The organism is Nocardiopsis sp. NPDC055879 (genome assembly GCF_053615935.1).
Map to the genome: position 1 here is coordinate 1 of NZ_JBSHCT010000063.1, position 3,926 is coordinate 3,926.

Below are 3,926 nucleotides of genomic sequence, written 5' to 3' on the forward strand. Positions count from 1 at the left end.
GCCTGTGTCAGGGGAACGAAAGTTCACCCATGAATGCACCCCTCGTCTTGATTGTCGGGTTCCTGCAGATTCCCAGTCACTGAGATCACCTCAGTAGTCCTCTAATCTCATCACGGGAGTGTGCGCCCGAGGTCACGATTGCCGCCTCGGACGCACACGCCCCATCTTGGTCTCATGGGGAAAGGCCGTGCGGCATCGGCTCAACTGGAGTGGTCACTGCCATATCGACCAGGCGATCGAAACCATTCTCAAACCTCTTCCCCGACAGCGGCCTCACGAGCCGCTCGCTCGGCGCTGTCGGCACGCGCTGACATGGCACGTAGACTGCGGAGCGCCAGCAACGTGGCCACTGTGAAGATCACCGTGCCGAACAAGGCCGGGAAGCGTAGATCCAGTCGGCCCAACATACCCCCCAAAAGCGCGCCGACCGGGAGCAGGCCCATGCTCAACATCATCTTGGCGCTCATCACCCGCCCCATCAGGTGCTCCGGCACGGTCAGCTGAAGGATGCCCGCTGATAGCACGCCTCCCAGTGTGCTCGCCCCAGCGACCAGTGCCCAGGCCACAGCTGCGACGATCGGGTTCGGCGCGAAAGCGAATAGCGCGCAAAACACCGCTTGGGCGAAGAAACCACCGGTGATCGTCCAGAACCGGCCGACCTTGGCCGCTGCGCGTGAGGCCAGAGCGGCACCACCGATGGCCCCCACCGCTGCCACGGCCAGGAACACACCGAACAGGGCCTCGGGTACACCGAAGTGATTCTGAACGATCAGGACGAACACGGCGGCCACCGCTCCGGCACCGAGGTTGATCACCGCGCCGAATACCACGAGGACACGCAGTGGAGGATCGGTCCAGATAGTCTGGAGACCCTCGCCAATCTGTGTGAACACCGAACGCACCGTGCCTGGGGAGTCCGCTTTGGGTGCGACTGCCGGACGCTGGGCAGCAAGAGGAAGTCCGAGCAGGATGAGTGCACCCAGTACGTAGGCTCCGGCGTTCACCGCTAGCGGAAGGGCTGCCGCCACGACGAACAGGAATCCGCCGAGAGGGGAGCCGATGAACTCCTGTACGACCTCTCGGCCCCCTACCAGGCGCCCGTTGGCACGGTCCAGAGAGCCACGCGCGATGACGGGCAGCACTGAGCGTCCGGAGATGTCGTAGACGATCTCACAGCTCATGACGAAGAACATCACCGCGTAGAGTACGGCGATCTCGCTTCCACCCATGGCTACGAACACGGCGAGTGCGACGACCGCCCCGCTTCTCATGAGGTTGGCCATTACCATTGCCCGGACCCGGTTGACTCGATCCACAAGCACACCCGCGAAAAGACCGAACAGCAACCAAGGGGCATACCGTGCAGCAGTGAGACCTGCTACGGCCAAGGGATCATTGGTCATTGCGGCCGCGATCATCGGTATAACGGTCAGCATGACACCGTCGGCTAAGTTGCTCGCCATCGCGCCAGCCCAAAACCTGTGGAAAGCGGAAGTGAGTTTCGGAGGCTGTACTGTGTCCCGCTCTGGGGTAGGGAAATTTTTGGACATGTGTACCTTTTTCTGTGTGCTTGGGCGAGTCGTTGTATGTGCTACCGCTGTCTGCTGCACGCATCCTATATCGCTAACCGTCTGAAGTGCTTATCCGCGTTCCGTGCAGTTCAGCGGCCTGGAGCACTGGATTTGTGATTTAGCTGGGTAGACATGTGTCCGTCTGGTGATCGTTTCGTACTGGGTTCTTTAGAGCGTGTTTGAGGAGGGTCAGGAAATGAGGTCCTGGCTTGTCCAAGCACGCTGACGAACGGCATCTCGCCCTCGTGCGAGGCGGCGGGCCATCTGGCCGATCGCGGCCCAGCGCACCATCGCCTCGGACACCGCGGGGTCACGCTCGTAGTTCCTGGCCAGACGCCGGTGGGCGGTCAACCACGCCAGCGAGCGCTCCACCACCCACCTGCGCGGGATCACCGCGAACCCCACCTGGCCAGGAGCCTTGCGCACGATGTGCACCATCGTTCCCACGAACCTCTCGGCCCAGGCCACCAGCCTCCCCGCGAACCCCGCATCGGCGAACACGAACCGCACCGGCGTGCACAAGTACAGGCTCAACAGGGTGGTCCTGGCCCCGTCCCGGTCCTGAACCGACGCGGCCATCACACACACCACCAGCAACAACCCCAGAGTGTCGGTGACGATGAACCTCTTGCGACCGTTGACCCTCTTGCCCGCGTCATAGCCCCGGGTCCCCTGACCGACGGTGTCGGCACCCTTCGTGCTCTGGGAGTCGATGACCCCGGCCGAGGGCTCGCCCCACGCCCTTGCGCGGTGCGCAGCCGACGGCGCAGCACGGCCATGACCTGCTCAGTCACCCTGGCTTCCTCCCAGCGGGAGAAGTACCAGTACACGGTCTGCCAAGGCGGGAAGTCCACGGGCAGATGCCGCCAGGAGCAGCCGATGCGCACTACGTAGAGGATCGCGTCCACTACATCGCGGCGGGGATGCTTCTCAGGTCGGCCACCGGTGTTGGCCGGTGGGAGTAGGGGTTCGATCAGGGCCCATTGGTCATCGGTCAGGTCAGAGGGGTAGGTCGGACGTCGCGCCATGGGGGCCATGCTCGCGGCCTGACGGCGGCAGCGTTGGCGAAGTGCCCGGACCGTTACCCCTTCTCAAACACGCTCTTAGCACGGCTGTTGGAAAGTCGGATGAGAGCGACGTCAGTGCAGGTCATCCCTGAAGAGGCGGGGCCGGTCAAGGAGGTCGAGTGGGCGGGTGAAACCCTCGTAGCCCGCCCAGCGGTAGGCCTTGGGGATACGAGCGCGGGTGTTCCCCAAGGCCGGGTAGTTAACGTTCCTGCGCTCCACGCAAGTAGTACATGCCAGTGGCGCTGACCCACAGGAAACACAGACAACGGAGCCCTGTAGGACAGGAAGTCGACCAAGACCACCCTGCCCCCAGGAACTCCATTGCCCCACCATTCTCCCCCATCCACCGCCCTGACCACCATCCACCACACGGTCACCCTCGCCGCGGGCGTGTTCGCGCCCGGCCACCTCGGAGCGCTGACCAGCGTCATCGGCTTCGACCTCGTCGATGCGGTGCTGGAACAGACCCGCACCGTCCAGCAACGGCTGCGCGCCCTGCCCTCCTGGCTGTAGGTTCTCAGCGATTTTGTCCTCGAGAGGCATCTCGGCCTGGCGAGATGCTCTGATGTCTCAACGAGGCGTCCCCTAACTCGTCTCATCGTGTTGTCCAGTTCTTCATCCGTTGGATCGCCGGCTTCGCCACATCCGAACATCAAATCGGACAGCCTGTCAGATTGATCGCATGAGAACTACCTTCGACACGGGGATCTGCCGGGAGTCGGTCGCCTCCAGCTCATACATGAGATCCCGCAGGACGGGAGGGGGCAGGCTGTCAGAGCGCCTGCTACGCCACCCCCACTTCATCCAGAGCCTGGAAGCGAGCCCTTTCCCTCCTGCTTCTCGTTGCTGAAGCAGGAGGACAACGCGGGTAATCTTCCCGACCCGATGCGGGCAACAGGACCCTTTAGTCTTCCCCGGGTGGAAACTTGACGCCCATGGCTTGTGCTTTCCTAAGGACTTGATTAAGTGTTGCCTCTATGCCAATTTCAGTGAGCATCTTCCAGTATTCATCATCCCTTGGAGATAGTGATGACAGCCGAGTTTCAACATCCGCCTTGACGTATTGGAATATTTCATCCTCGTCTGCCACCTTGAAGCACCAGTCGATCGTTTTCGGGTCAGGTGTCCACATATTCCCCCCAGTAATCCTTTTTTCGCTTTGCCAATTATTGTTGTTATTTTTACGCCCTGATTGAGGTGATCTCAGCGAGTTTGCTTCTCGATATTGGTCAGCGCCAACGCGGCTTGCACGATCATCCCGATCTTGGACGGGCTCATCGTGGTGTGA

General features: G+C 61.7%; 4 protein-coding genes. 1 reads left to right on the top strand and 3 read right to left on the bottom strand.

Features of this window, described 5'->3' with window-relative positions; genetic code table 11:
* Window positions 1-248: 248 nt before the first annotated feature.
* Both ACWGKS_RS29620 and ACWGKS_RS29625 read right to left on the bottom strand, forming a co-directional pair.
* Window positions 249-1,550, bottom strand: coding sequence for an MFS transporter (locus tag ACWGKS_RS29620; protein ID WP_358516285.1), 1,302 nt, complete (start codon window positions 1,548-1,550; stop codon window positions 249-251).
* A gap of 210 nt (window positions 1,551-1,760) precedes the next feature.
* Window positions 1,761-2,608 (bottom strand): IS5 family transposase gene (locus ACWGKS_RS29625; protein WP_452525024.1). Its coding sequence is split into 2 segments (ribosomal slippage): window positions 1,761-2,302 and window positions 2,302-2,608, totalling 849 coding nucleotides; the frame shifts between segments, so codons are not numbered across the junction.
* A 351-nt stretch (window positions 2,609-2,959) separates the two neighbouring features.
* Between ACWGKS_RS29625 and ACWGKS_RS29630 the strand changes: the two genes are divergently transcribed.
* On the top strand, window positions 2,960-3,151 hold the full coding sequence (locus ACWGKS_RS29630) for a transposase domain-containing protein (protein ID WP_358516293.1): 192 nt from the start codon (window positions 2,960-2,962) through the stop codon (window positions 3,149-3,151).
* Window positions 3,152-3,542: 391 nt separating this feature from the next.
* Here ACWGKS_RS29630 and ACWGKS_RS29635 read toward each other — a convergent pair.
* The coding region (locus ACWGKS_RS29635) for a hypothetical protein (RefSeq protein ID WP_452525025.1) at window positions 3,543-3,926 on the bottom strand (384 nt) is incomplete at its 5' end.